The following is a 26,392-nucleotide window of genomic DNA, read 5'->3' on the forward strand; positions in this document are numbered from 1 at the left end:
GGACATACAAAAATCCCTCCATGATTATCGGATGAAATTATATTATTTCATCTGACAACCATAAAGGGATTATTACACAAGAAATTTCTTGTTGGAACTTTTTTTCATTTGTCTTTATAGAAATTTTCAATTAATCGATTAGGTATAAACCAAATTGATGGTACAATCAGACAAAAAATTAACACCAACTCTGGTTTAATAAATACTGACATCAATCCAATAAGTGAAAAAGATAACGACACCCATGTTTTATTGTCATTTTTAATTGCTTTTGCTAAATTTGATTCAGGCCCATTTGCTCGAAGTAATTCATTAGTTAATACTACATACATAATATTAAATAATAGAAAGACAAGGCCATATAAAAAGGCAGGCGCAAATTTATTATAATGTTCACCAACCCAGCTTGTTGCAAATGGCATGAATGACATTACAAACATAAATCCAGTATTAACAATCAACACCCGCCCATTGATTTTATCCGCCAATTGAAACATGTGATGATGATTATTCCAGGTGACACCAATTAAAAAGAAACTTAATACGTAAGCTAAAAAAGTACTTTGAAGCGGTATTAAATCTGAAAATGTGTCTCCCTCTGGTGCTTTTAACTCTAAAACCATGATTGTCATAATAATAGCAACTACAGCATCTGTGAACGCTTCAACTCTACCTTTTGACATACGAACCCCCTAAATTTTTATAAATTTAGTATTACAAAGATTAGTCATTAAATCAACTAAAAATAATTCCACTTTTTAAAGATAAAATATACTTCCAACAAATATGGCAGGCATAAACTGGTAGGTTAATTTATATTTTAATGATCAACTGGGACCATATTTATCATTTATTATGTTAACTATTTCTCTTTAATTTATATATTTTAATATATTATTAGTTAATACAAATAAATTAAGGAGTTCTAGTCTATGAATAAATTAAAATGGTTTTCCGGCGGAGATGATCGTGGAAAACAGGCCGAACAAATTATTACCGATTTATTAACTGATTTAAGTACAAATAATGGTAATAATACACTTAAAATTACGTTACAAGCTTATCTCGAAGAACTAAAACAAAAACGTTCTTCTGTTCCATTCATTTTAAGTCGCATGAACTTAGATCTTTCTAAAGCCATCAGGAATGATGAACAACCTTTATCTGACAATCAATCTAAAAAATTAAAAGAGTTAACCTCTATCTCCAATATTAGATATGGTTACTAACTATATTCTTTCTTGGTTTATACCTTTATTTTAATATAAAGTTCGTAAAAAACGACTACTTACAAAAATAATCCTTTGTAAATGGTCATTTTTTGTGTCCGTAATTTCTAACAAATTAATTTATTTTTTCATAATAGACCTCTAATTTTATGGCAAAATAAAAAAGATAACTCGTCGAATCAAGTCATCTTTTCATCTGTTATGTTGAATAGGATTGTCAAAAATCACCTTAAAAACACCTTAATTTGCATTCAAACTCATTCAATCTTATTCAAACTTTTAAAATGCAAAAGTGATATTTTATAAGGCTTTTCAACCTTATTCAAACTGTAAAATGGAGATGGCGGGAGTCGAACCCGCGTCCAAGCATATTGCCACTCAAACATCTACGTTCATAGTTATACTATTTAAAATTCGCCAACCGTAGCGCCGTATAACAGGGCTAACACGTCTGACTAACCTGATTAGTCTCTTTTAACTTCTCCAGGTGGAAGAAGTTAACGTAAGTCCACTTAATTTAGGACCCAGATCTAGCACATGGACGATACTAGGAGGATCTACGTTAGAGCGCTATTAAGCAGCTAAAGCGTAAGTATTACTATTATTTTTTGCAGTTATAATTTAACTGAGCGTTTTAACGAAGACGCAAACTTCGAAACGCAATCCAAGCTCAACCTATACCTGTCGAATCCTGAACATCCCCATAACAACTATAAACATACCATATTTATCAGTTAAAATAAAGATGTAACCTGACGACTTATTCTTTGACAAAAAAATGTCATTCAACTATTGTGAAGACAGTTACTTAGAAAGGGAGTTATAAAATGAAAATTGGAATTATTGGTGCAACTGGTAAACAAGGACAATCTACATTAAAAGAGGCAGTTTCTCGTCATTTAGATGTTACTGCTATTATTAGAAATAAAAGCAAATTAACAGAAGATGTTCCTTTTATAGAAAAAGATCTTTTCAAGTTAACAACTGCTGATTTAGAATTATTTGATGTTATTGTAGATGCTTTTAACGCTCCATTTGGTCAAGAAAATCTTCATCAAACATCATTAAAACATTTAACGGATATCTTAGCTGATACTAAGGTTAAGCTCGTTATTGTTGGTGGCGCAAGTAGTCTTTTCGTTGATTCTGAAAAAACACTGTTACTTGGTGATACACCTGACTTCCCTGAAGGTGCTAAAGCAACAGCCAAAAATATGCGTGATGCTTTAGTCACACTCCGTACCGTTTCAAATGTAGATTGGGTCTATATTTCACCAGCTGCATTTTTCAATCCTAGTGGCGAAAAAACAGGCCACTATCAAATTGCCGGTGACGTTTTAACAATGAATTCACAAGGTAATAGTGAAATTAGCTATGCCGACTTCTCTATCGCATTGGTTGATGAAATTGAATCTAATTCACATCATCAAGAACGTTTTAGCGTTGTTTCTAAATAAATTTAATTATCTGCCACTTTCACAAGAAAGTGGTTTTTTTTGTAAAAAAATAAGTGATAATCATCACTTATTTTTACGTCATTATCTAAATTATATTTTAATATTTACCTGCTAAAACGTCATCAATTAAATCTAAGACGCTATCATCTTGATTTGAACCGATACGATGATTTGCCATTTTAGCTGCCATATTTGAAGACTTTTCCATTGCAAAACTTAATGGTGTGTATGCCAACATCTCAGCATCATTATCATTATCTCCAACGGTTACTACTTCATCATCTTTTACATCCCATAATTCTTGCAAAGCATTTAACCCATTTTGTTTTGTTGCCTCTTTAACATTGATATCAATAAATCCAAAACCAGAAACTTTTGCAACTAATGATTCATCAACATTTTCTTTTAATTTAACCGCAAATGTTTTATATTCGTCAATGGGGCCATTAATCGTAACTTTAGAAATAGTTTTTTCAACCTTACTTAAATTAGGGACCTTAATAATGTCTGGATAGTACGTATTAGCCATTTCTACAAAGTTATCAGACTCACTTGCATCAATATACCCACTCTCATCTGTTGATGCTAAGATTCCATAATTTGGCGATACCTTTTGGATATATAAAACTGTTTTTTCAAATACGGCTGGATCAATATTAAATGATCTGATATGGGTGTTGCCATCATAAATAACCGCACCGTTATCTGAAACGTAACCTATTTCACCAGAGATACGTTTAAAAATATCTTTAATTTTCATAACTTGATTTCCACTTGCTACCACGAAATGAATCCCTTTATTTTTTAGTTCAACTAATTGGTGACTAAATCTAACTTCATCAAACGTTTTATTATCTCTTAAAAATGTACCATCTAAATCCACTGCAATTATCTTGACTGTCAAAATTACATTCCTCCGATTATGCTTTAATAACTCTATTATACTGCATAAGTAAACGGATACAAAGAACTAAAAAGAAACGCCCCTTGGAAAAGAACGTTTCTTTACAATTTATGATTTAAAATATCATCAATGCTATCCAAAACACTATCATTTTGATTCAACCCAATGATGTGTTTTGCTGTTTTTTTAGCTAACTTTGATCCGCTAGCCATAGAAAAACTATTCGGCGTGAACGCCAACATTTCTTGATCATTATCATTATCCCCAAATGTCGCAACTTCTTCATCCAAGATTTGCCAACGATTTTGTAGTAAATTTATGCCGTTTTTCTTTGTCGCGTTCACTAAATTAATATCAATATAACCAAATCCAGACGCTTTTGCTTGAAGTTTATTATTCATTTCAGTATTTAATTGTAATGATATTCTTTCATATAACGACACGGGAAAATGACCCGTCAGCATAGAAATTCCTTGATTAAGTGATACCAAATTATCGACTCCGGTTACTTTCGGATAATAATCATTTACATCTTGAATAAATGTATCAGATTCCCGTTTATCATAGAAACCTCCTTGATTATTAACCGCTAATAGTCCTATTTCAGTGAATGTTTCCTTCAAATACTGAATCGTTTCTTGATAGAGACTATTTTCAAAAATGTATTCTTTCAATAACTCTTTTGCATCTTGAATGACTGCTCCATTTTCAGCAACGTAACCAATTTTATCTTTAATTTCTTTAAAATATTGTTCAATGGCTAAGGTTGGATTCCCACTTGCTACCACAAAATGTATTCCCTGTTGTTGCATCCTTTCAAATTGATGCGAAAATCTTTCTTTATCGTATGATTTATCATCCCTTAAAAATGTACCATCTAAATCTACTGCAATTAATTTAATCGTCATCCCTGCCACCTCTAACGTTATTATACATGATTTCTATACATAACTATATTCTTCAAATGGCGTATCAAACCAGTCATAACGCATTATAATTTGCATGACTCGATTCACAGGAATCCACAATCCCGACCGTAAAATATCTTTCATTGTCTCTAGAAATATCTTGTCATTTTTTGTACTATTTGGTTGTTTAATTTTTATAATTTCTGAATTTTCAGTTTTTACAGTAATAATATGATTGTTCAACGCAATGACTTGTGCAGAAACGATATTATCACTTATTAATTTATTATCTTTGTTTTTATCTATTTTCATTTTGTTAAACTTCCTTTCTGGTATAGGTTCATACTACCTTGGCTTTATGACTTATCTATGAAGTTATTAATAATAAATCATTAAAAAAAGCTTAACCAGTTTAAGAACTGATTAAGCCTTAAATTAATAAACAACAACAGGTTCGTTTTGTGAAACGTTCGCAAATAAAGTTGCCATTGCGGCTGGTTTTGTATTAACACAACCACCAGAACCATCTTTAAGATAAGCTGTTTTAGACCAATTTGTTCTCCAACTAGCGTCATGGAAACCAATTCCACTATTTGTGAATTGAGCCCAGTAACTAACTTTGACAGAATAATTAGCTTTACCAACTTCACTACCTTTAAGTATTGATGGCGTTTGTTTGTACATAATATACCAAACACCCTTAGTTGTATCTTCACCAGTACTATGTTTACCAGTTGCAACATCAGTTGTTAAAACAACCTTGCCATTTTTATGGATCCAAACTTTCTGCTGCGCAATTGACACTTCAGCATACGTATCTCCAAGTCCATCATTTGCAGTCGTTGTGTAACCAGTTCCATAAGTATTATAGCCAACACCATATTTATCATTGGTTGCGTCAATAGCTGCAGTACCATCTTCTAACGCTGTCAAAACATGTGTCACTGAGTCATTCATTCCAAGGGCCCAACCATATGATTGTCCACTAACTGGAACAGTACTTCCTGTAGCCGTTTTAAAATTATACTTTTTATTCAATGTTGCTTGTTTCTTATTAATTTCATCTACTTTTGCAGAAATACCACTCGTATCAACAACATATTTACCATCTTCAACAGTTGCTTGCTTAAGAATATCTGCACCCTTCAACGTATACTTCGTTGATTGAACGGTATAAACAGTCTGTCTAGCAGCTAGTGTATCCAATTTTTCAGTATCAGCTTTAACTGTTTTACTGTCAGCAGATAAAGGTTGGAGTTCAGTATCCTTCAACTTCGTAATGCTACTATAGCCAGCCTTATCATAGGCAGCTAAAATTTGCTTAACATTATATTGATTCCCTTTTTTCCCAGGTGTTACTGATACTTTTCCATTTTTTAAAATGGGACTTGCATCAACAGCCACTGTTCTTGTTTTATTTAACTTTGTTAGTTGGGTTTTTAATTGTGCTTTTAATTGATCCTTAACTGTTGTATTCAACTTTTGTGGAACAATCGCATAATTTTTCTTAACATTTGAAGGAAGAATGGTACGTTGCTTCTTCAACAATGCTTTAATCGCTGGCTTATCTTCATCAGTAAAACCAGTTGTTGTATCTTTTGCATCGACTATTTTTGTTTTACCTACATAAATAACATTTTTTGACGTTTCATTTTTTAACTTACTAATAACTTTATCAACACTTAATCCACTGACATCTGTATCATTAATTGTGATGCCTTTATTAAAATGCATACTTTGATTGAAACTTGCTCCACCAAGAATTCCCAAAACTAAAATACTTCCGATACTAATACCAATCTTTAACGATTTTTTCATAGTTTTTCACCTCATATTATGAATTCATAGTGCGCTATTCCCAATAAAAATATCATACCGCACTATGAATGTCGAATCAATTTTGTTGTTTTCTAAATTATACTCTTTATAACTTTTAAAATCTTTTAAATAATATTTGACAATAATATCAGATTTATCTATACTACATTTATCAACTAACTCAGAGAGGAAATCAAGCCTATGACTTATTCACAAGTAAAACTTAATAATCGTTGGCAAAGCCGGTTATTCAGATTGTAGTCTGTTTTTTACAGATATAATCTGTCTATTCAGATTGTATCTGTATATCGGTTTGGTTTCTATAAATCAAAACCCCTGTATGGATATCAGTATATTCATGCGGGGGTTTTGTCTTTCAAGACGGCCCTCGAATCTGAGGACTGTCTTTTTTTATTAAAAATTAAAGGGGTACTTATAAAATGAAACGATTAATTGGAACCATTATTGCGTTATTTTTATTCTTAGTGATTGCTTTTTTCTCAACACTTCAACCAACAACATTTTCAAACGCTAAAGGAGTACCAACAATTGGTATTCTTCAATTAACAACACATCCTGCACTGGATGCGATTCATAAAGGAATTATTGCTGGATTAGAAAAAGAAGGTTACGTACCTGGTAAGTCTGTGAATATTGATTTCCAAAATGCTGAAGCTGATCAAAGTAATTTAAAATCAATGAGTGACAAGTTTAATAATGAAAATGTTAATCTCATGATTGGTATCGCAACACCCTCTGCACAATCTTTAGCTAATGTAACTAAAAAAACACCAATTATTTTAGGTGCCGTTACTGATCCAAAAGGTTCTGGTTTAGTTAGCAACAATCAGAAACCAGGTAATAATATCACCGGTGTTTCTGATCAAGCACCTATTAAAGCACAGTTAGCTTTAATGAAGGAACTAATACCTAATATGAAAACCGTGGGTGTCCTTTACACATCAAGTGACGATTCAGCTACAAAACAGTATCAACAATTTAAATCTGCAGCAATCAAATCAGGCTTAGAAGTTAAATCGGCAACAATTACCTCTACAAATGATGTTGACCAAGTGTCACAATCGCTCGTAGCATCTGTTGATGCCGTTTATGTCCCCACGGATAACACAGTAGCATCAAGTATGCAGACTCTCGTTAAAAATGCGACACAAGCTAAAATTCCAATTTTCCCTGCAGTAGATACAATGGTCAAAAATGGCGGCTTGGCAACTATTAGTATTAACCAATATGATTTAGGTGTAGCCACTGGTAAAATGGCTGCTGCCGTTCTTTCTGGAAAAAGTGTCCCTGCAACAACACCAATTAATTTTGTAAAAAAAGGTGATCTTGTTATTAATTTGAAAACAGCAAAGGCCTTAAATATTACAATTCCACAAGCATTAATTGATCAAGCCAAAAATAAAGGAGAGTTAATCAAATGACAATTATTGTATCTGCTATCGGACAAGGACTCCTATGGGGGGTTTTAGGTCTTGGTCTTTATCTTTCATTTAGAATTTTAGACTTTCCTGATATGACTGTCGAAGGTACTTTTCCAATGGGCGCCAGCGTAACTGTGATTTGTCTAATCCACGGAGTTAACCCGCTTCTGGCCACATTCTTTGCATTTCTAGCAGGGACACTAGCTGGTCTAGCCACCGGGTTACTTTATACAAAAGGTAAAATTCCGATTTTATTAGCTGGAATCCTTGTCATGACAAGTTTATATTCAATTAACCTACGAATTTTAACAAAAGCAAATATCAGTTTACTTGGACAAAATACAATTTTTTCTGCTCACTTTCTAACTAATCTTCCTGCATCTTTTGATTCCGTTGTATTAGGGCTCATTCTGGTTATCATTAGTATTGGCTTACTCGCTTTCTTTTTAAATACCGAATTAGGCCAAGCGTTCATCGCAACCGGTGATAATGAAAAAATGGCCCGCTCACTTGGTATCCAAACCGATCGTATGAAGATTTTAGGACTAATGGTTTCAAATGGCTTCATCGGACTTGCCGGTGGGCTAATCGCGCAAAATAATGGCTATGCTGATATCAGTATGGGTATCGGAACGATTGTCATTGGGCTTGCTGCAATTATTATCGGTGAAGTTGTTTTTGGTAACTTATCATTAACAGCACGTTTGGTTGCCGTTGTCATTGGTAGTATTTTCTACCGATTTGTTATTTTAATTGTATTAACATTAGGCTTTAACGCAAACGATTTAAAATTAATTTCTGCTATTATTTTAGCATTCTGTTTAATGTTACCAACTCTCCGAAAAGCGCTAAGACTAAATACTTTGTTTGAAGGAGGCCATTCAAAATGACTGAACCCATTTTTTCACTTTCCAATATCGTCACTACCGTTAATACCGGTACTTCTGAGGAGCAACAAATCTTAAAAAATTTAAACCTCACCATCAATAAAGGCGATTTTATAACTGTAATTGGTACTAATGGCGCTGGTAAATCGACCCTTTTCAATACAATTGCTGGTAATATTAAACCAACGAGTGGCAAAATTATGTTACGCAATAAAAATATTACGAATGAAAATGATATTAAACGGACAAATTATATTAGTCGTGTTTTTCAAGATCCTAAAATGGGCACAGCACCTAGAATGACAGTCGCTGAAAATCTATTATTAGCCTTAAATCGAGGCAGTCGCCGTCGGTTTAAACCTCGTCATTTAAAACAAAAAATGACGCAATTTCGTGAATTAACCGCAAAGATGCCAAATGGTTTATCAGAACATTTAAATACACCTGCTGGAAACTTGTCTGGTGGTCAACGTCAAACATTAAGTTTTTTAATGGCAACTTTGATTCAACCTGACTTACTGCTACTAGATGAACATACGGCCGCCCTCGACCCCAAAACAAGCCAAGAATTATTAAAATTAACCGCCGAAATTGTTGAACAAGAACAATTATCTTGTCTAATGATTACGCATCACTTAGAGGACGCATTATCATATGGTAATCGAACAATTGTCTTAAATGATGGTCAGATTCAATCTGATTTATCAGGTGAAAAACGTGCCAACCTATCTACGACTGATTTATTAGCCTATTTTAATGATTTAGAATAAAAAATACCACAACCTTATAAAAGTTGTGGTATTTTTTTACGATTTTATATTCGCTTTCTTAGTTGCAATAACAACAACTGCCAAGGCAAGTAAGATTAATAATGTCGAACCAACGAACAAACCGTTGTATGACAATCGTTCAATTACGATTCCACCAACTAATGGTCCTAACGCTTTACCAATAGATGCGGCAATATTAATCGTTCCTTGTGCCTTACCTTCTTGACCTGGCTCGGCCAGTTCATTAATCCATGCCGGAATGGCTGGGAATGCGACCATTTCACCTAACGTCAACAAGACCATTGAAAAGACAAAATGAGAAAAGTCTTTCGCAAAAATAAGTGTTGTAAATGATAACGCAAATAAGCCAACACCCATAATAATTTGTCTAAATAATGACTTAGCAATTGTTCTCGTTACAAGCGTCACTAGTGGTTGTCCAAAAACAATGAGTCCTGCATTAATCGTCCATAATAAACTATATTGACTCAATGGAATATCTAACTTATCCATATAAATTGATAAATTACTTTGCCATTGCTCGTAACTCAACCAAATAACCAGGAATGTTAACCACATTGCGCCGATAATCCAAACTTTGGGATTAACACCAGCTGATTGTTCTGATTTTGTTGGTTTCACTTTTTTTCGTATTGGATCAACTCTATACGCTAAAATAGCAGTAATCAAAAATATTGAATATAAAATTAATGCTGATACAAAGACCATTGTGACACTAACTTCAATCACGTATCCAACTAATAATGTCCCAATAACAATCCCTAAATTTAAAGCTAAATAAAAGAGATTAAAAACATATCGACTATCTTTTCTTCTAATTGTGGCCGCAAATGAATTTAAAATTGTTGCCACAATCCCGTTACCAAGACCCAAAATAACTAGCAAAATTGGGTATGCTGGCCAGCCATGCATGAAAACTAAGCCTAATACGGCCAACCATGCAATTACGATTCCTACCAATGTCGCATAATAAGGCCGCCATTTATCAAATAAATAACCACCAGCATAATTACCAATAATAGTCGCAACTGAGTTTATTAATAGTACAATTCCAGAAAATGTTAAACTTTTACCTAAATAGTTATGCATGTAAATTGTTGTTAACGGCCAGACGAAACTTGAACCTGCGCTACTAATCACTGAACCTATTAACAACCATTTTAATTTAATTTCTTTCGTCATTTTTTTCCGAAAGCCCCCTTTTTAAGGTTACTTAATGTTCAATTTTTCTAAATACTTTTGATTCTTTTCACGATCAAATTCATTTTCTGATTGTGCGATAATAACAGCTGCTAATGAATTACCAACAACATTGACGGTTGTACGACCCATATCTATGATTCTATCAACTCCAGCGATAAAAGCCAACCCCGAAGCAGGAACACCAATAGTTGAGATTGTCGCTAATAGGACGACAAATGATGCACCAGGTACTCCAGCCATCCCTTTAGACGTAATCATTAACACAATCAATAATGTAACTTGTTGTCCAATTGATAAATTAATATGGTATGCCTGTGCCAAAAACAGAGCAGCTATTGACTGATAAATTGCTGATCCATCTAGATTAAATGTATATCCTGTTGGAACAACAAAAGAAACAATTCCCTTTTTAACACCAAAATTTTCCATTTTTTCCATAATTTTAGGCAGTGCTGCTTCAGAACTAGCCGTTGAAAAAGCAAGAATCATTTCATCCTTGATTACCTTTAACAAGACGATTAAATTAATTTTAAATAATTTAGCAACAAGACCCATTACTACAATAACAAAAAATATCATCGTTATATAGGTCACAATAATAAAGAACCCTAATGGTTTTAAAGCAGAAACGCCTAATTGTGCTATTGTGACACCAATTAATGCAAAAACACCGATAGGTGCCAATTTCATTACCCAGTTTGTCACTTTGAACATAACTTCAGATACAGCTGAGAAGAAATCAATAATCGGTTTTCCCTTCTCACCTAGCGTTGCTGTCCCGAGTCCAAATAAAACGGAAAAGAAGATAATAGGCAGCATATCACCTTTAACAAGTGCCTCAAAAATATTAGTTGGCACAATATGCATTAAAATCGTACTCAACCCAGTAGAGGTTGAGTTTTCAGTTGTAACATATTGACTAATATCGACTTTATTTAAAGCTGTAATATCTATAAATTGTCCGGGTTTAGTTAAGTTACCAACAATTAATCCTAATGCAATCGCAATTGTTGTCATAATTTCAAAGTAAATTAATGTTTTTCCACCGATTCTACCTAATTTGTGGATATCTCCCATATTGGCGATTCCGACCACTAGACATGAAACAACAATCGGTAAGACAATCATTTTGATCATATTAATAAAGATGGTTCCCAGCGGTTGAAGTGAGTTAATAATGAGTTTATTTTGATACCCAATAGCACCAATAATAATTCCTAAAATTAATCCAATTAAAATTTGCCACCCAAGACTAATTCGGTACGCTTTATAATATTTCAATTTAACCATCCTCACTATATTTTAATTTACTATGGTTAATCTTATCATATATACGAACAATTATGTTATTTTTTTATTAAAAAAGAGCAAAAAACTGTAAAATGAGTTTTTCGCTCTTTTAACATTCATATTTTTAAAATATTATCTGATGACACTAACGGAACATTGTGCATTTTGAGCCATATAACTAGCTTGAGAGCCAATAAATAATTTCTTTGAATTACTTGGCGTATTCGTTTTTGAACCGCAAATTAGAATATCCGGTTTAAAATCTGGAATAACCTTCTCAACAATTTCAGAACCTGGTCTACCAGCAGAAACAATTGCTTGTACATTTTTAACGCCAAAATCATGCGCCTTATCTACATAGCGTTCGATACTTTCTTCAAGTAATTTTTTATTTTCTTTGATAACAACTGGTGACATAGAATCAAAAATATTCATATCACCTGTCTCTAATATTGAAACAATCCCTAAAGGAATTTGTTGTAACTTAGCTAACGCTACCGCATAATTAAAAGCTAAAATTGATGATTCAGAATCATCCTCATCTATGGCAACTAAAACGCGTTTAAAAGTTACCGGTGTTATGTCAAAGTCCAACTTTTCTAATCTATTATTCATATCGTCACTCCTCACTTGTTTTGTTGCCATTATTGATGATTTTACTTACGCCAGTTACTTGGGCTCCAAAGCTGCCCTTCCATTGAGCCATGCAAGCTCTCAATTTCAACTGACTGATCTTTTAATAGCGCAATTGTAGCTTCAATCAATAATTGGTTTTCTTCTGTTTCAATTTTTTTAAGCTCAGCAATTGTCCAGTCAACATTTCCATCCATTTTAATCACTCCTTTTACTCATACAAACGTACCATAATTAGATTAATAAATTGAATTTAATGCTTACTATTTTCCAAGGCGATGATGAGTTTTGCTAACTGTTCATCACTTGCAGCAAAACTTATTCTAAAGTAGCCCTCACCAAATTCTGTGAATGCACTACCTGGAACAACAGCTACCTTTTCTTTCAGAGCAAGTTGCTGACAAAATTCAACTGACGTTAATTTTAGTTTTTTAGGTATTTCAACGAATAAATAAAAGGCGCCATCTGGTTTAATTAAATTATAACCTAATTTTTCTAAGGCTGTTACCAATCTATCACGACGAATATGATAAGCATCTCTCATTGGTACACTATCTTGCTTCCCATTTTTAACAGCTTCAAGTGCAGCTACTTGTGATAAAGTTGCCGCGGTCGTTACGTGATATTGGTGGACCTTTTTCATAGCATTAATTAATCGTTCTTCAGCTAATACAAACCCAATCCGCCAACCGGTCATTGCATGTGATTTAGACAATCCCATTATTAAAATTGTCCCTTCAGGATACAAATTAGCCATGGAAATATGCGGTTGTTCATAGGTTAACTCGCAGTAAATTTCATCGCTCATCACCCAAATGTCATGTTTTTTCAAAACATCTTTAATAGAAGATAACTCAATTTTACCATAAGAAACACCGGTAGGGTTAGTTGGATAATTAAATATAAATCCAACGATAGCTTTATTCTTATTTTCCTGCAATGTCTTTTCAATAAGCTCTGCCGTTACCCTAAAGTTCGTCGTACGTGTATCCATAAAAATAGGTTTAACGCCTTGTAACTGCATTAATGGCAAGTAAGCTGGATAACAAGGAACTGGTACTAAAATGTAATCTCCTGGTGTTGTTACCGTCTTTAATGCTGTAGCAATTGCCTCAGTTGCCCCAACGGTCACTAAAACATTCTTTGCGTCATAAGCCAATTCAAACTTTTCATTATAATAATCAGCAGTTGCCTGTCGTAATTCTGGATTACCAGCTGAGGCTTCATAATGTGTTTGTCCGTTATCAAGCGCTGTTTTTGTAGCGTCCATAATATGTTGAGGTGTGATGAAATTAGGTTCACCTAACGTTAACTTATCGATACCGTCTATTTTGGAGACCCATTCATCAAATCGACGAATACCTGATAATTGTATCTGATCAGCTACTGTATTTATTTTGATCATTAAGACACCTTCTCCGAATTAGAATGAATCTTAATTATACATCAAAAAAATAACGATTTATAAAAATTCTTATAAATCGTTATTTCAACTTATCTAAACATTGTTTTCGTTGCTTTTGCCAAAACTTTTGGCATTTTTTCATAATGATGTAATGGTGTTAATTGCGTATCTGAAATTCCTAAGAACTTATACACAGCAATTTGTGCACAACGGAACGAATACTGTTCTGTAAAGACCATATCAAATGGCATTTCTGCAAATTGACTAATAAAGGCCAAATTCTTTGAATGTTCAGGTACAACGTCAGGACGATCACCAATTGCGCGACGGTTAAATAAGGCACTCGCATATGGCATATAAACAGGTATAACATTAACAACACTATCCATAATTTCATCTGTACGTTGGCTAATATTATTCGTAGCTGTATCTGTTTGAGCCAAATGGCCTAATAATTCTTCTAACATTTCGCGACCAGTCATCTCGATAAATGGTTTTTGAACAAAATCACCCTTGCGACGAGGATATAAACAGTAACCCCAGAATACAGTCTCATTTTCTTTTTGAGCATGGAAATGAGGTTGATGATGAACCACGATTGATAATAAATTATTACTATCAACCCAGGTATTCAATGCATTACCAGGTTCTTGTTGTGTAATCCGTGCAATTTCATTTACTGCTAAATGATTATCAGTTGTGACTGTAAAACTCATCCATTCACTTTGTTGACGATCATTAAAGAATTTATCTGGTTTACCTAAGTTATAGAAATGTTCAGTAGCTTGTTTCCATAATTTAGCACTAGGTGCATAGTCCATATTTTCCACAATCGGTGTATCAATATCGCCCATTGATGAACTATCTGTAATTGAACCATTCGTATCAAATACTAAATCGCCATCATTAATAATGATTTCGCCGACTTTATTATCATTATCGACTTCTTCATATTCAAGACCAGTGACAACAATATCGTCACGTAAAGCTGTATCTTTAAATTTAAATTCAGTTATCTTACGGTTATCCACAAAGGTTACACCACGGTCTGTAAGATATTTACGCATTGGTAAAATAATACTTTCATATTGGTTATATGGTGTTCTTGTAACACCTTCCAATGTGTTAATACGACTGAATTCAAGAATCATTCGGTTCATATAACGACGTAATTCCATTGCTGAACTTTCCTTTTTGAAGGCAAAAGTTGTTTGCCACATATACCAGAAATTAGTTGTAAACATGTGTGGACTATTTTCAAACCATTTTTCAATACTGATATCATTAATCTCTGATTCCTTTGATTCAGGCATCGTCATTAATTTTGTTAGTAAAACGCGATCTCGTGTATTAAATTGCATATGACGATAATCATTCTTACCGCCTTTATTTCTAATACCATCCATTTTATCAATTAAGCGTGCAATATCATGCGTTGGATGTGCATGATCAAAATCTAAAATTTCATCTGTAACTGTCTTTCCAGGATTATCCAATGATGGCACTTCTCGAAGAACATCCCATAAGTTTTCATATGTTTCTTCATTCAACATACGACCACCTTTAGCTAGGAATCCTTTTTGATTACTCAAACCTTGGTTACCATATTCAGTCACATAATCTTTAACTGCAGCGCCATCATTAGCACCATGTTTTTCTAAACCAAACATCGTAATTTGGTCACCATGCCAGCCACCATCACGAATTAAATAGATACCTGCTGCTAAGTTACCAACACCTGTACCAATCATATATGCTTTTTGAGTCATAATCTATTCCTCCTTCGATTTTTCGCCTTCACGAATCATTTTAATTAAATGTTCCAAACGGTTTAATGTTTTTTCAGGTGTTAAAAAGTAAAAACGTTTTAATCCTGTTTGTTTATAATCAATAAGTCCCACATTTTTTAAAACTTTCAAATGATGTGAAACTGCCGGTTGTGATAACGCCATGCGGTCAACCAGCTCAGAAACCGTTAACTCTTGCCGTGACTTAGAACCTAGCAAAATAATTAATCGTTGTCTTTTTTCATCTGCCAAAGCGTTCAAAATATCTAGATTGGAAATAAATTCCTGTAGCGCTTCGGATTGCCCTGGTTCTAATTCTTCAGCTTCCATTGTCAATCATCCCCCTATATCTATCTTCATGAATATAATAACACCACGTTAGAATTTTAGCAACCGCTTTCAGTAAACGTTTTAATTTACTGCCTAATCTTTTTTATTCATCTTAATTTGAATTCATTTAAATAAAAAAAGTGGCTCTCTACATTAGTAGAAATCCACTTCACCTATCTTACATTTTATCCATTGTTTCATTTAATAATTCATCAACTTTATTATTACCTTCATTATCTGCATGACCCTTTGTCCATTCAAAATCAACATTAGTGAAAGCTGGTATTAATTCAGCAACTTGTTGCCAAAGTTCGACATTAAGTACTGTTTGACCATCCGCTTTTTTCCAATTTCGACGTTGCCAACCTACTAACCAATTTTTTTGAATTGCATTCAAGACATACTTCGAATCTAATATAAATACGACGTGTTCTTCTCGTAATCCTAAATCAATTAATTTTTTCATAGCTTGAAGAAATGCCATAATTTCCATATGATTATTAGTTTTACCTTTTTCACCATCTGTACCAGAAAAGGTCTCACCCGGTGTTTTAATATAAAAAGCCCATGCCGCAGTATCTTCTGCTAGGACGTGACCGCCTAATTTATTACCATGATTTCTCGAACCACCATCAGTCCAGACTTGAATTGAATCTGAAGTTAAAGTTACGGATTGATGAACTGCTGTCGCACTTTTTTTACTACCTGTCGCTGTTGGTCTAGGTGCCCCATCATCCATCCAATTTTGGGCTTCATCTCGCGTTTCAAATCCTTTGTATCGTGCCCCATCGTATCCATTAACCAACTTTGCCACATCAGGCCATTTTGTGAAAATACCCGTTTTACGTCCTTTATATACTGCATAAAAATTCTTAGCCAATTTAAATCACTCCATTAGTCAGTTTATTGATTCTTTTATTGTAAGCTAAAAGGCACTAAAAATATATTTAAATAAAAAATACTCATTCTAAAGTATGCAAAAAAACCACCGTTCTAATCAACGGTGGCCATCATTTATTTAACTAAATTATGCTTTTTTTGCTGCAACTGCTGCGTCGTTAGCTTTGCTTTCTTTTAAGAAAGTAGCAAGTTCTTGTTGTTTACGACGACGGTTCTTTTTGTTTGGAGTATTAACTGGACGACGATCGTTACCGACACCTGTATGGTTGTTTGATGACATTTCGCAATCCCCCTTTCTTACAATCTCTTAATTTTAAACTGTATTCAGAAATAATTCAAGTTAATCATTAATTTCTTATAATGGACTCAAAAAATTAAGTTCATAAATAAAAAAAGATAACCGGCAGTAAGTCGATCATCCTCTATGAATACTGCTCAGGTAGGGATCGAACCTACGACATCTTGATTAACAGTCAAGCGTTCTACCGCTGAACTACTGAGCAATCTTTATAATTCATTTCTGTCTATACTATTTTATACCATAGGTTAACCTATTTTGTAAAGATATTTTTGGTAATATTTACTCAATATGATTGTCTTTTAATATCGCATTCAAATCATTTTGAGCTTCTTCTGTTTTATGCCACTCTTGATATTCAGTAAATGCTTCTAGTGGCATTTCAAAATTTTGATTAATATATTTTTCATAATTAATAACGTGTGATGATCTGGGAATATTTAACTGTAGAATACGGACTTCTTTCAATAAATCTCTTTGAACTGCAAGTTCTGCTCTCCCATTTTGTACCATGTTCGATAATTCAAAATATTTAGAACCATCTTTTCTAGTAATTTCTTCAATTAATGATAAAACTTCATGACTTTTCATATTGAACCCAACTTTCTACATCTATTCTCTTAATTAAGTATAAACACATTTGACAATAAGTACAACAAGCACAAAAAAAGCCACTACATCGCAATAGTGGCTAGCATAAGAGAGAAAGAGAATTGATAAAGGTAATTCATATACCTTACAAACTTAAGATAACATCAAATGTAAGCGTTGTCAATAGTTTGTATTAAAAAAGTGCTGTCGAATGATCTACGCCAACACTTTCCTATTATTTCGTATTATCTGGATGAACAATACTTGTTGGGTTCTCAATAATATGACTTATTGAATGCCCTGATATATTTACTAAACTAAAGAATACCACAGCGACTAAAATCACAGCTGTTAGCACCTTACTTGGTTTAGACATTTTTTCATTTAAAACAGAGCCATAGAAATCCTTTTTTACCTTTTCGGTAATAACTTGCTTTGAAACGCCTAAATTTGCTTCATCAGCACTTTCTTTGTCTACTTGGTTAATAAGATAGTCATCGATACTAAACGCTTTTTGAGCCTCTTTTTGTTTCTTTTGGTACGCTGTTTTTTCTTTTTTTGATAATTTTTTAAACCAATCAATATAAGCTTTATATTTAGTGACAACTTCTTTAGTAGGACCAACTTGTTTTAAATCACCATATTGGATCCATGCGACACGATCGCATAGCATTTCAATTTGTTTTAATGAATGACTAACAAAAATAATTGTTTTTCCTTGTTCTTTAAATTCGTTAATTTTATCAACACATTTTTGATAAAAAGTATCATCGCCAACTGACAATGCCTCATCAATAATCAAAATATCAGGATCAATATGCACGGCAATAGCAAAGCCTAAACGAGATTTCATCCCACTAGAATAGCTTTTAACGGGTTGATAAACAAAATCACCTAAATCAGCAAAATTAATAATTTCATCTAAAATATCATCAATTTGTTGGTTAGTTAGACCCTGCATTAAACCTTTTAATCGAATATTTTCTAATCCGGTTAGTTGGCCTCTCAATCCAGCGCCGATAGCAATAATAGAAGTTTCTCCGCGAACATCTACAATACCGGTTGTTTGTGGAATAATCCCCGAAATAATATTGGATAACGTTGATTTACCTGAGCCGTTAACGCCAATTAAACCAAGTGTTTCTCCACTCATAACATCCATCGAGATTCCTTTAAGAGACCAAAAATGAGGTACCGTCGTACTTTTAAAAGAAAAGAATGATTTGATATGTTCAGATTTTGTTTTAAATAAGTCATATTCTTTTGTGACATTTTTTACTCTAATTTTATAATCGACCATTTTTTCAACTTCCTAAAAACGTATTTTCTTACAATTGTCATCATGTTACTAGACTTACTATCAGCCGTCAAGCAAGCACAAAACACAAATAGAACCAATCCATTTATTTTAACGCTTTAAATGAATTAGTTCTACATATGGATGATAATTTTATTTATTTTTTAATAAACTTGCAGCTGCTTCATCAACAATGACAACTACATCATCATGATTTTGTAAGAAACTTGCAGGTAGGTCTTCTGTTATAGGGCCTTCAATCATTCCCTTAATAGCTTCTGCCTTACTTTCACCAAAAGCTTCAAGTAAAATCTTGTGCGACTTCATGATTGATCCAATACCCATTGAATAAGCATATTCAGGAACATCATTTTCGTTATCAAAGAAACGTGCATTTGATTTGATCGTTGACTCCGTTAAATGAACTTTATGTGTCAAGCTATCTTCAGCTGTTCCAGGTTCATTGAATCCAATATGACCATTTTTACCAATACCCAAAATTTGTAAATCAATTGGATTATCTTCAATAATTTTGTCATAACGTTTTGTTTCTTTTTCTGAATCACTTTCAAGACCATTAGGTAAGTAAGATGTCTTAAATGGTTTTTTACTAAATAAATTTTCATTCATAAAGTAACGGTAACTTTGTGAATCTTTTTCACCTAAACCAACATATTCATCTAAGTTAACTGATGTTGAATCCGTAAAATCTAAGTCACTGGCTGTAATTGCGGCATAGGTTGTTAATGGTGTGCTTCCTGTAGCAAGTCCAAAGACTTTAGCATTTGCTTCTTTAGCAGCTTTAAAAATTTCGTAGCCTTTTTGGCCACCCTCGTTTTGGTCTTTAACAATAATTAATTTCATTTGATTGTCCTCTTTTCAATTATTTATTCCTCTAATTGGTATAGTCCAATAATACAATATCATTTTAAAAAAAGCAATAGGTCTATACCAAATAATAAACAAAAAAATGATACTACCCTTAAACAGGTAATATCATTTCTTCAATCTATCTTATTCGACAGTAACACTCTTAGCTAAATTACGAGGTTTATCAACATCATAGCCACGGTTTAGGCTTGTATAGTAAGCCAATAATTGTGCAGGCACAATACTTACTAACGGTGTTAATAAGTCAGAAACATCTGGTAATACAATTTGATCACCCTCGTTTGCTAATGTCTCTGTTGAGATGATAATTGTATTTGCTCCACGAGCCAAGACTTCTTGAACATTGCCTCGTGTATGACTTGCAGTCGGTTTATCAGTAATAATAGCTACAACTGGTGTGCCTTCTTCAATCAAGGCAATAGTTCCATGTTTTAATTCACCAGATGCAAAACCTTCCGTTTGAACATAAGAGACTTCTTTTAATTTAAGTGCAGCTTCAATTGAAACATCGTAATCAATACCACGACCAATATAGAAAGCGTTACGCGTTTCACTTAAGAATTCTTTCGCTAAGTCATTAATTGAGTCTTTATCATCAACCATAGCTTGCATAGCATTTGCAACCATTGTTAATTCATGATAAACATCAAAATTAAGAGCTTTTGTTTGTTTTGTAACTGTTCCTAACGCTTTTGCTAAAAGTGCTTCAACGGCAATTTGAGCTGTATATGCCTTAGTTGAGGCAACTGCTATTTCAGGACCAGCATGTAATAATAACGTATATGTTGCCTCACGAGAAAGTGTAGAATTTGCTGAATTTGTAATTGTTAAACTTGGGTACATCATTTCGTTAACTTTTACAAGAACCTGACGGCTATCAGCTGTTTCACCACTTTGTGATAAGAAAATAAAGAATGGTTTTTCTGAAAGTAATGGCATATGATAACCAAATTCTGAAGCAACATGTACTTCTGTTGGTACATTAGCTAAACCTTCAAATAATTCTTTTCCAACTAATCCGGCATGGTAACTTGTCCCTGCAGCAACAATATAGATGCGATCAGCAGCTTTCATTGCGTTTAAAATACTATCATCAATTTTAACAGTTTCTTCATTTTCAACATACTCACTCAATAAACGTCGCATAACAGCTGGTTGTTCATCGATTTCTTTTAGCATGTAGAATGGATATGCGCCTTTTTCTGAATCGCTATCATCCATTTCAACATGATATGAATCACGTGATACGGCTTCACCAGCTTTATTTTCAATTTCAATAGAGTCAGGTTTAACAATAACCATTTCACCATCCATGAGTTCAATGAAGTCATGTGTTTCTTTCAACATTGCCATGGCATCACTGCAGACAACATTAAAGCCATCCCCAACACCAATTAATAAAGGACTCTTATTCTTAGCCACAAACAATGTTTCTGGTTCTTCACGATCCATCATCAAGAAAGCATATGAAGAACCTTCAAGTAATGATAAAACTTTTTTGAATGCTTGTTTAGCAGTTAAATTTTCTTTATTTGCAAAATATCCAATTAATTGAACAACAACCTCAGTATCTGTTTCACTAACAAAATTTACGTCTTTTAAATATTGTTCTTTTAACTCAGAAAAATTAGTGATAACGCCATTATGTACAAGGTAAAAGCGGCCATCTTCAGAAACATGAGGATGGGCATTAAATTTACTTGGTACGCCATGTGTTGCCCAACGCGTATGTCCAATTCCAGCAGTTCCATGAACCTTATCATCAATGGCCGACTTCAAATTCGAAATACGTCCAGCCTCTTTAACAAGGTAATCTTCACCCGTTTTGTTATCAACAAAAATACCGGCTGAATCATAACCACGGTATTCTAATTTTTCCAAACCATTAATTAAAATTTCAACAGTATTCGTTTTTCCTGTTACGCCAACAATTCCACACATAGTTTATGTCATCCTTTTTTTAAATGTATTTTTTATTATTATTTTAAAATTGGTATAGATGTTTAAAAAACAAGTAACCCTTATCAATATCTATTAATATACCTTTCTGATATTTTTTTGTCAAGAATTAATATATTGGTCTATATTTTAAATCAACTTTAAAATAAAAAAAGAGTCATTTGAATTTTCATTCAAATGACTCTTTCGCTTAATTTCTAAACGCCCATTTCAGTTTGAACTGTTTGCACAATTCGATCAACATAAGCTTTAACTTCTTTTTCTGTTGGTGCTTCGGCCATAACACGTAATAAATTTTCAGTTCCACTAGGTCTCACAAGAACTCGGCCATCGCCGGCCATTTCTGCTTCAACTTCTGCAATACTATCTTTAATTTTTTGATTATCTAATGCAGCTTGCTTATCTGTCACTCTAACATTCACAAGTTCTTGTGGATAAGTCTGAACAGCTGCAGCTAATTCAGATAACTTCTTGCCTGTTTTCTTCATAACATTTAGCAATTGAATAGCAGTTAGCATCCCATCACCAGTTGTATTGTAATCTAAGAATACAATATGTCCAGATTGTTCGCCACCAATGTTGTAACCGTCAGCACGCATTTTTTCAACAACATAACGATCACCAACTTGTGTTTTAACTGATGTTAAATCAGCTGCTTCAAGTGCTTTGTATAGTCCAATATTACTCATAACAGTTGTCACAACTGTTTCTTTTTTCAAGCGACCACGTTCATTCATGTATAATCCACAAATGTACATAATTTTATCGCCATCAATAATATTACCTAATTCATCAACAGCAATACATCTATCACCATCGCCATCAAAAGCAATCCCGGCTTCAAGCTTATTTTCAACTACAAATTTAGCTAATCCTTCTGGATGTGTTGAACCAACGCCATCATTAATATTTAATCCATCAGGCGAAGTTGCCATTGTTTCAAATTCAGCATTTAAATCAGCAAACAAACGTGAAACAAGTCCACTTGTTGCGCCATTAGCTGAATCAATTCCAACATGAATTCCTTCTAAATCATCAGGAATTGTTTGTTCCAAAAATTGTGTATATTTCAGTACACCTTCTGGATAATCTGCTAATACTCCAAGGCCTTCACCTTCTGGTCTTGGCAAATCATCAGAATCTTTTTCTAATAAAACTTCAATTTCTTCTTCTTGTTCATCAGATAGTTTATAACCATCCGCACCAAAAAATTTAATGCCGTTATCTTGAACGGGATTATGTGAAGCTGAAATCATAATTCCAGCAACTGCATTTTGGGCACGTACAAGGTACGCTACACCAGGTGTTGAAATAACGCCTAATGAGAGTACTTCAATCCCAACTGATAATAACCCTGAAATCAAAGCTTGTTCAAGCATTTGACCAGAGATTCGTGTATCACGCGCAACAAGCACTTGTGGTCTATCGTTATTTTCAAGTTGTGCATGCTCTGATAGAACATACCCACCTAAACGTCCCAATCTAAATGCTAACTCAGGACTTAGTTCTTTATTTGCAATTCCTCTAACACCATCTGTACCAAAATATTTCATTATTTTCTCCTCACTAATTAATTAATTTAATGCGTTCGTTGATTCACTTGAACTACTTGAACTATCAGAACTTGTCGATGAAGACGAAGTAGCACTTTCACTACTTTCTGAACTGGTTTCAGAGCTCGTCGATGTCTGATCAGTTGTTGTTTCACTACTTTCAGTTTTTGATGCTGCGGTTCCACCAGAAGCACTAATTTTTACTTTAACAGATTCTGGATTTGATGAAATTAAATTATTCTTATCCAAATCGATACTAATTGTTTTCGTAACGGAATCACTAATCTTATTAATTGGTACCACAACATCAAGTTTACTTAATTTGCTTAAGGTTGATTCTGTACCCGTTACCGTTACTTGTTTTGTATCACTTGAAAACTTATACGTCTTCCCAGATACGCCAGTTCCACTTGAAACAAAATTCAAAGGTAATTTTTTAGTGGTTTTAGTACTCTCAACCGGTATTGTAACACCGACTGTTGATGGGGTCATGACGACATTTAAAGTTTTACCATTTACATCTAAGGCCTCAAGTAAGACTTCTTGTGAAATTGTTGACTTGATCTGATTGCTGCTGACATTTACTTGTGCAACCACTTCTGAAATAGCATTCACATCGCCTTCCGCACCGGATGCAGAAATCGTATTATTATCTAAAACAGGCGTCCCACTCTTATACCCTTGCGCTAAACGACGTTCATTAAATTTCACCTGAATAGGGAATGTCGTTGTCTTACGTTTTTGTATATTAACAGAAATTGTAGCGGGACTAATTTTATAACTAATTTCTTTGTTTAATCCTTCTGCTTGTAACTTAACAACATGTTTTCCAGGATTTAAACCCTTTAAATCAGCAAACACTCTAAAGTTTTGTGTATTCACAGTTGTTGTAATTAAAGCGCCAGGACCGTCCAATGTTAATTTTACATTTTTAGGATATCCAGTAATAAAGTATTTATCACTATCGGCCGTAATTTGTAGGCCAGCCTCAATCGTTTTTGATTCATTTGCAACTAGACTCGTTGTTTTTGAATCGGAAAAATTATTTGTATTTGCTAACTGATCATAATTAACATAAACAAATAATAAAATTGCTAAAATTAAAGAGGTTCCAATAAAAAATGAGCGACTATTAAAAAATTTATTTAGATTCATTTTTTATCCCCCTTACGCCCGAAATGTTCAAAAAATTCCCAGAAAGGGTTGTTCTTTTTAGGTTCATCATCTTTAATTAATTCAGTATTCAATAATTTAAGGTAATCTTCTTGTGATAAATCACGAATAAGTTCGTTATTTCGCGTAATTGTCACTGAACCTGTTTCTTCTGACACAACAATCGTAATTGCGTCGGTTACTTCACTGATACCTACTGCAGCACGATGCCGAGTTCCTAATTCTTTTGGAATTAAGTTACTTTCAGATAATGGTAAGTAAGCCGCCGCAACAGCTATTTTATTATCTTTAATAATTACCGCGCCATCATGCAATGGTGTATTGGGAATGAAAATATTGATTAATAATGCACCCGTAATTTCAGCATCTAATGCAATTCCGGTTTCAATATAATCTTCCAATCCAGTGTTCATTTGGATAGTAATTAATGCCCCAATTCGACGTTTTGACATATATTGAATAGCTGAGTCTAGTCCAGCAATCATATGTTCTTCGTCTTTGTTTTTCTGTTTACCTCTTGAAAAAAATGATCCACGACCAAGATGTTCCAATCCACGTCTTATTTCCGGTTGGAAAATAACAACCATGGCGATAACACCCCAATTGATAACTTGATCCATAATCCAAGATACAGTTTGTAGCCCAACGACCACACTAATTAGCTTAATCACAACAATAATTATGATTCCTCTAAAAAGTTGAACCGCTTTTGTTCCTCGTAAAAGTACCATGAGTTCATAAACAACAAACCAGACAACGATAATATCTAGTATATTGACCATATGCCCCCACGTTACAAGACCACCCCAGTTAATGGACATCACTCGGCCTCCTCTATTTTATTAACCGTTTTATTATACCACGTTGTTAGATTTGTTTCCTCATCCCGCCATATTTTCTATTATCTACCGGATTATTAATTTGATTTCATCTCATTTTTTGCTACACTGAAGTTACTATAGAAAAGGATGACCATTATGATAAATACAAATGTAAAGCACGGTATCAGATTATTTTTTATATGTTACTTAATTATTATTTACTTATTCGTTTACAACCAACAATCACCTTTTAATTTTTTACTCTTAAATACATTTTTAGGTTATCTGCCAATTGAATTAGCTTTTCACATCAAAGATAAATTATCAAATACTTATTTTTGGCTGTTAACAGCAGCTTGGCTATTCTTTTATCCGAACGCGCCTTACCTATTAACTGATATTTTTCATTTAAGCTTACTGCATCCCTATGACATAATGACAGGATTAATTAAATTAGATATTCATATGTGGCTAAACTATACTTATTTGTTGGTAAGTACCTTATCATGTACGTTACTTGCACTCGTTGGATTTTCTCAAATTGCCGACCAAATTAAAGAACGACTACACTTAACACCTTATTATTTTCGTTATGTCGTTATATTTGGCCTAACTATTTTGTCATCTGTCGGTGTCTATATTGGTCGTTTTTTAAGATTACACACTGTTTACCTACTAACATCACCAAAATTAACATTAAAATTGATTGCCGATATGTGGACAATTAAAATGTTAGCTTTTGTCGTTTTACTAACAATAGTCCAACTAGTTATTATCATTTGCTTAGAAGTCTATAGAAAAACAATAAAATAGGTGTAACTCGCA

27 protein-coding genes, 1 tRNA gene and 1 other RNA gene are annotated in these 26,392 nt (G+C 33.5%); 6 read left to right on the top strand and 23 right to left on the bottom strand.

Annotated elements, in window-relative coordinates; genetic code table 11:
* Positions 1 to 104: 104 nt before the first annotated feature.
* The gene (locus AC1RPN_RS03685; protein WP_409022266.1) at positions 105 to 683 is read right to left on the bottom strand and encodes a TMEM175 family protein; all 579 of its coding nucleotides are present in this window, start codon (positions 681 to 683) and stop codon (positions 105 to 107) included.
* A gap of 249 nt (positions 684 to 932) precedes the next feature.
* On the opposite strand from AC1RPN_RS03685, the gene AC1RPN_RS03690 reads away from it, so the two are divergent.
* Positions 933 to 1,229: a bacteriocin immunity protein gene (locus tag AC1RPN_RS03690; protein WP_481761412.1), complete on the top strand. Its 297-nt coding sequence runs from the start codon at positions 933 to 935 to the stop codon at positions 1,227 to 1,229.
* 332 nt (positions 1,230 to 1,561) lie between these two features.
* Here AC1RPN_RS03690 and ssrA read toward each other — a convergent pair.
* Positions 1,562 to 1,932, bottom strand: a transfer-messenger RNA (tmRNA) gene (gene ssrA / locus AC1RPN_RS03695).
* 124 nt (positions 1,933 to 2,056) lie between these two features.
* Between ssrA and AC1RPN_RS03700 the strand changes: the two genes are divergently transcribed.
* Positions 2,057 to 2,686 (top strand): NAD(P)-dependent oxidoreductase, encoded by a 630-nt coding sequence (locus AC1RPN_RS03700; protein ID WP_481761413.1) that lies wholly within the window; start codon positions 2,057 to 2,059, stop codon positions 2,684 to 2,686.
* A 97-nt stretch (positions 2,687 to 2,783) separates the two neighbouring features.
* Here the strand turns inward: AC1RPN_RS03700 and AC1RPN_RS03705 are convergent, their stop codons facing one another.
* The 4 genes from AC1RPN_RS03705 to AC1RPN_RS03720 all read right to left on the bottom strand — a co-directional run bounded on the left by AC1RPN_RS03705 (position 2,784) and on the right by AC1RPN_RS03720 (position 6,316).
* Positions 2,784 to 3,590 (bottom strand): Cof-type HAD-IIB family hydrolase, encoded by an 807-nt coding sequence (locus AC1RPN_RS03705; RefSeq protein ID WP_409022263.1) that lies wholly within the window; start codon positions 3,588 to 3,590, stop codon positions 2,784 to 2,786.
* 101 nt (positions 3,591 to 3,691) lie between these two features.
* Entirely contained in the window at positions 3,692 to 4,498 is an 807-nt protein-coding gene (locus tag AC1RPN_RS03710) for a Cof-type HAD-IIB family hydrolase (RefSeq protein ID WP_481761414.1), read from the bottom strand.
* Between the two features lie 33 nt (positions 4,499 to 4,531).
* Positions 4,532 to 4,810: a hypothetical protein gene (locus AC1RPN_RS03715; RefSeq protein ID WP_409022261.1), complete on the bottom strand. Its 279-nt coding sequence runs from the start codon at positions 4,808 to 4,810 to the stop codon at positions 4,532 to 4,534.
* 123 nt (positions 4,811 to 4,933) lie between these two features.
* Positions 4,934 to 6,316 (bottom strand): L,D-transpeptidase family protein, encoded by a 1,383-nt coding sequence (locus AC1RPN_RS03720; RefSeq protein ID WP_481761415.1) that lies wholly within the window; start codon positions 6,314 to 6,316, stop codon positions 4,934 to 4,936.
* Between the two features lie 440 nt (positions 6,317 to 6,756).
* On the opposite strand from AC1RPN_RS03720, the gene trpX reads away from it, so the two are divergent.
* Genes trpX through AC1RPN_RS03735 form a run of 3 tightly spaced genes read left to right on the top strand, consistent with a single transcriptional unit; the run spans position 6,757 to position 9,415 of the window.
* Positions 6,757 to 7,758 (top strand): tryptophan ABC transporter substrate-binding protein, encoded by a 1,002-nt coding sequence (gene trpX / locus AC1RPN_RS03725; RefSeq protein ID WP_481761416.1) that lies wholly within the window; start codon positions 6,757 to 6,759, stop codon positions 7,756 to 7,758.
* Positions 7,755 to 8,648, top strand: coding sequence for an ABC transporter permease (locus tag AC1RPN_RS03730; protein WP_481761417.1), 894 nt, complete (start codon positions 7,755 to 7,757; stop codon positions 8,646 to 8,648). Before trpX ends, AC1RPN_RS03730 begins: the two co-directional genes overlap by 4 nt.
* Entirely contained in the window at positions 8,645 to 9,415 is a 771-nt protein-coding gene (locus AC1RPN_RS03735) for an ABC transporter ATP-binding protein (RefSeq protein ID WP_481761418.1), read from the top strand. Before AC1RPN_RS03730 ends, AC1RPN_RS03735 begins: the two co-directional genes overlap by 4 nt.
* A 36-nt stretch (positions 9,416 to 9,451) precedes the next feature.
* On the opposite strand, the gene AC1RPN_RS03740 is transcribed toward AC1RPN_RS03735, so the two are convergent.
* The 17 genes from AC1RPN_RS03740 to cdaA all read right to left on the bottom strand — a co-directional run bounded on the left by AC1RPN_RS03740 (position 9,452) and on the right by cdaA (position 25,567).
* Positions 9,452 to 10,618 (bottom strand): MDR family MFS transporter, encoded by a 1,167-nt coding sequence (locus tag AC1RPN_RS03740; RefSeq protein ID WP_481761419.1) that lies wholly within the window; start codon positions 10,616 to 10,618, stop codon positions 9,452 to 9,454.
* Positions 10,619 to 10,645: 27 nt separating this feature from the next.
* The gene (locus tag AC1RPN_RS03745; RefSeq protein WP_481761420.1) at positions 10,646 to 11,920 is read right to left on the bottom strand and encodes a cation:dicarboxylate symporter family transporter; all 1,275 of its coding nucleotides are present in this window, start codon (positions 11,918 to 11,920) and stop codon (positions 10,646 to 10,648) included.
* 141 nt (positions 11,921 to 12,061) lie between these two features.
* The gene (locus AC1RPN_RS03750; RefSeq protein WP_481761421.1) at positions 12,062 to 12,544 is read right to left on the bottom strand and encodes a universal stress protein; all 483 of its coding nucleotides are present in this window, start codon (positions 12,542 to 12,544) and stop codon (positions 12,062 to 12,064) included.
* Between the two features lie 41 nt (positions 12,545 to 12,585).
* Entirely contained in the window at positions 12,586 to 12,759 is a 174-nt protein-coding gene (locus tag AC1RPN_RS03755; RefSeq protein ID WP_409022253.1) for a hypothetical protein, read from the bottom strand.
* A 56-nt stretch (positions 12,760 to 12,815) separates the two neighbouring features.
* Positions 12,816 to 13,967, bottom strand: a complete 1,152-nt coding sequence (locus tag AC1RPN_RS03760) for an aminotransferase class I/II-fold pyridoxal phosphate-dependent enzyme (protein ID WP_481761422.1) — start codon at positions 13,965 to 13,967, stop codon at positions 12,816 to 12,818.
* A gap of 89 nt (positions 13,968 to 14,056) precedes the next feature.
* Positions 14,057 to 15,736 (bottom strand): oleate hydratase, encoded by a 1,680-nt coding sequence (locus tag AC1RPN_RS03765; RefSeq protein ID WP_481761423.1) that lies wholly within the window; start codon positions 15,734 to 15,736, stop codon positions 14,057 to 14,059.
* A gap of 3 nt (positions 15,737 to 15,739) precedes the next feature.
* Complete coding sequence (locus AC1RPN_RS03770; protein ID WP_409022250.1) at positions 15,740 to 16,084, bottom strand: ArsR/SmtB family transcription factor; 345 nt, start codon at positions 16,082 to 16,084, stop codon at positions 15,740 to 15,742.
* Between the two features lie 178 nt (positions 16,085 to 16,262).
* Positions 16,263 to 16,964: a ribonuclease H family protein gene (locus tag AC1RPN_RS03775; protein WP_481761424.1), complete on the bottom strand. Its 702-nt coding sequence runs from the start codon at positions 16,962 to 16,964 to the stop codon at positions 16,263 to 16,265.
* Between the two features lie 147 nt (positions 16,965 to 17,111).
* A complete protein-coding gene (locus AC1RPN_RS03780; protein ID WP_409022248.1) occupies positions 17,112 to 17,264 on the bottom strand; it encodes a hypothetical protein in 153 nt (50 codons plus the stop codon).
* A 151-nt stretch (positions 17,265 to 17,415) separates the two neighbouring features.
* A tRNA-Asn gene (locus AC1RPN_RS03785) sits at positions 17,416 to 17,487 on the bottom strand.
* Between the two features lie 77 nt (positions 17,488 to 17,564).
* Positions 17,565 to 17,873 carry a hypothetical protein gene (locus AC1RPN_RS03790; RefSeq protein WP_409022247.1) on the bottom strand — a complete coding sequence of 103 codons (309 nt, stop codon included), beginning with the start codon at positions 17,871 to 17,873 and terminating at the stop codon, positions 17,565 to 17,567.
* Between the two features lie 235 nt (positions 17,874 to 18,108).
* Complete coding sequence (locus AC1RPN_RS03795) at positions 18,109 to 19,173, bottom strand: ABC transporter ATP-binding protein (protein ID WP_481761425.1); 1,065 nt, start codon at positions 19,171 to 19,173, stop codon at positions 18,109 to 18,111.
* 150 nt (positions 19,174 to 19,323) lie between these two features.
* Positions 19,324 to 20,034 (bottom strand): glucosamine-6-phosphate deaminase, encoded by a 711-nt coding sequence (locus AC1RPN_RS03800; RefSeq protein ID WP_481761426.1) that lies wholly within the window; start codon positions 20,032 to 20,034, stop codon positions 19,324 to 19,326.
* Between the two features lie 150 nt (positions 20,035 to 20,184).
* A complete protein-coding gene (gene glmS / locus AC1RPN_RS03805) occupies positions 20,185 to 22,002 on the bottom strand; it encodes a glutamine--fructose-6-phosphate transaminase (isomerizing) (RefSeq protein WP_481761427.1) in 1,818 nt (605 codons plus the stop codon).
* A gap of 215 nt (positions 22,003 to 22,217) precedes the next feature.
* Positions 22,218 to 23,573, bottom strand: coding sequence for a phosphoglucosamine mutase (gene glmM / locus AC1RPN_RS03810; protein WP_409022243.1), 1,356 nt, complete (start codon positions 23,571 to 23,573; stop codon positions 22,218 to 22,220).
* A gap of 21 nt (positions 23,574 to 23,594) precedes the next feature.
* Positions 23,595 to 24,728 (bottom strand): CdaR family protein, encoded by a 1,134-nt coding sequence (locus AC1RPN_RS03815; RefSeq protein ID WP_481761428.1) that lies wholly within the window; start codon positions 24,726 to 24,728, stop codon positions 23,595 to 23,597.
* On the bottom strand, positions 24,725 to 25,567 hold the full coding sequence (gene cdaA, locus AC1RPN_RS03820) for a diadenylate cyclase CdaA (RefSeq protein ID WP_409022241.1): 843 nt from the start codon (positions 25,565 to 25,567) through the stop codon (positions 24,725 to 24,727). Before cdaA ends, AC1RPN_RS03815 begins: the two co-directional genes overlap by 4 nt.
* A gap of 156 nt (positions 25,568 to 25,723) precedes the next feature.
* On the opposite strand from cdaA, the gene AC1RPN_RS03825 reads away from it, so the two are divergent.
* A complete protein-coding gene (locus tag AC1RPN_RS03825) occupies positions 25,724 to 26,380 on the top strand; it encodes a DUF1361 domain-containing protein (RefSeq protein WP_481761429.1) in 657 nt (218 codons plus the stop codon).
* The last annotated feature ends 12 nt before the right edge of the window (positions 26,381 to 26,392 follow it).

The sequence above is a fragment of the Dellaglioa sp. CoH-57-MRSF-20 genome (assembly GCF_056781955.1).

What these genes read in the sequence shown, in the direction of transcription:
- AC1RPN_RS03685 (WP_409022266.1), bottom strand. Translation starts at nt 683, where the DNA reads ATGTCAAAAGGTAGAGTTGAAGCGTTCACAGATGCTGTAGTTGCTATT.
- AC1RPN_RS03690 (WP_481761412.1), top strand. Translation starts at nt 933, where the DNA reads ATGAATAAATTAAAATGGTTTTCCGGCGGAGATGATCGTGGAAAACAG.
- AC1RPN_RS03700 (WP_481761413.1), top strand. Translation starts at nt 2,057, where the DNA reads ATGAAAATTGGAATTATTGGTGCAACTGGTAAACAAGGACAATCTACA.
- AC1RPN_RS03710 (WP_481761414.1), bottom strand. Translation starts at nt 4,498, where the DNA reads ATGACGATTAAATTAATTGCAGTAGATTTAGATGGTACATTTTTAAGG.
- AC1RPN_RS03715 (WP_409022261.1), bottom strand. Translation starts at nt 4,810, where the DNA reads ATGAAAATAGATAAAAACAAAGATAATAAATTAATAAGTGATAATATC.
- AC1RPN_RS03720 (WP_481761415.1), bottom strand. Translation starts at nt 6,316, where the DNA reads ATGAAAAAATCGTTAAAGATTGGTATTAGTATCGGAAGTATTTTAGTT.
- trpX (WP_481761416.1), top strand. Translation starts at nt 6,757, where the DNA reads ATGAAACGATTAATTGGAACCATTATTGCGTTATTTTTATTCTTAGTG.
- AC1RPN_RS03730 (WP_481761417.1), top strand. Translation starts at nt 7,755, where the DNA reads ATGACAATTATTGTATCTGCTATCGGACAAGGACTCCTATGGGGGGTT.
- AC1RPN_RS03735 (WP_481761418.1), top strand. Translation starts at nt 8,645, where the DNA reads ATGACTGAACCCATTTTTTCACTTTCCAATATCGTCACTACCGTTAAT.
- AC1RPN_RS03740 (WP_481761419.1), bottom strand. Translation starts at nt 10,618, where the DNA reads ATGACGAAAGAAATTAAATTAAAATGGTTGTTAATAGGTTCAGTGATT.
- AC1RPN_RS03750 (WP_481761421.1), bottom strand. Translation starts at nt 12,544, where the DNA reads ATGAATAATAGATTAGAAAAGTTGGACTTTGACATAACACCGGTAACT.
- AC1RPN_RS03755 (WP_409022253.1), bottom strand. Translation starts at nt 12,759, where the DNA reads ATGGATGGAAATGTTGACTGGACAATTGCTGAGCTTAAAAAAATTGAA.
- AC1RPN_RS03760 (WP_481761422.1), bottom strand. Translation starts at nt 13,967, where the DNA reads ATGATCAAAATAAATACAGTAGCTGATCAGATACAATTATCAGGTATT.
- AC1RPN_RS03765 (WP_481761423.1), bottom strand. Translation starts at nt 15,736, where the DNA reads ATGACTCAAAAAGCATATATGATTGGTACAGGTGTTGGTAACTTAGCA.
- AC1RPN_RS03770 (WP_409022250.1), bottom strand. Translation starts at nt 16,084, where the DNA reads ATGGAAGCTGAAGAATTAGAACCAGGGCAATCCGAAGCGCTACAGGAA.
- AC1RPN_RS03780 (WP_409022248.1), bottom strand. Translation starts at nt 17,264, where the DNA reads ATGTCATCAAACAACCATACAGGTGTCGGTAACGATCGTCGTCCAGTT.
- AC1RPN_RS03790 (WP_409022247.1), bottom strand. Translation starts at nt 17,873, where the DNA reads ATGAAAAGTCATGAAGTTTTATCATTAATTGAAGAAATTACTAGAAAA.
- AC1RPN_RS03795 (WP_481761425.1), bottom strand. Translation starts at nt 19,173, where the DNA reads ATGGTCGATTATAAAATTAGAGTAAAAAATGTCACAAAAGAATATGAC.
- AC1RPN_RS03800 (WP_481761426.1), bottom strand. Translation starts at nt 20,034, where the DNA reads ATGAAATTAATTATTGTTAAAGACCAAAACGAGGGTGGCCAAAAAGGC.
- glmS (WP_481761427.1), bottom strand. Translation starts at nt 22,002, where the DNA reads ATGTGTGGAATTGTTGGCGTAACAGGAAAAACGAATACTGTTGAAATT.
- glmM (WP_409022243.1), bottom strand. Translation starts at nt 23,573, where the DNA reads ATGAAATATTTTGGTACAGATGGTGTTAGAGGAATTGCAAATAAAGAA.
- AC1RPN_RS03815 (WP_481761428.1), bottom strand. Translation starts at nt 24,728, where the DNA reads ATGAATCTAAATAAATTTTTTAATAGTCGCTCATTTTTTATTGGAACC.
- cdaA (WP_409022241.1), bottom strand. Translation starts at nt 25,567, where the DNA reads ATGTCCATTAACTGGGGTGGTCTTGTAACGTGGGGGCATATGGTCAAT.
- AC1RPN_RS03825 (WP_481761429.1), top strand. Translation starts at nt 25,724, where the DNA reads ATGATAAATACAAATGTAAAGCACGGTATCAGATTATTTTTTATATGT.